This is a genomic window from Halomonas sp. SIMBA_159 (assembly GCF_046536035.1).
GTDB classification, from domain to species: Bacteria; Pseudomonadota; Gammaproteobacteria; order Pseudomonadales; family Halomonadaceae; genus Vreelandella; species Vreelandella venusta_A.
Map to the genome: position 1 here is coordinate 1 of NZ_JAWJBT010000797.1, position 264 is coordinate 264.

At 62.5% G+C, this 264-nt stretch carries 1 protein-coding gene; it reads left to right on the forward strand.

Annotated features, from left to right (window positions below):
• A partial coding sequence (locus R0J87_RS21405; protein ID WP_498888813.1) for a hypothetical protein occupies positions 1-264 on the forward strand: 264 nt, incomplete at both ends.

Genomic DNA, 264 nt, shown 5'->3' on the forward strand with positions numbered 1-264 from the left:
GATCTGGGCGTGGAACCGGACGAAGTTTCTCCAGCACCTGCCGGTGCGGACGCGGGAGGAGCTGTGGACCCGGGCGGCCCGCGAGAAGGGCGGGGCGTATCGAACGTTGGGGTTGCTGATCGTTTGGGTGTTCGTTGGACCGGTGGTGTCGTTGATTTTGCATTCCTACTTGGAATACGCGGGCCTTGGGATGATGTCGGAGGCGGTGGGGCACATCATCTTCTGGGTGCCCCTCGCGGTTGCTTTGGGAATGCTGGAACGTCG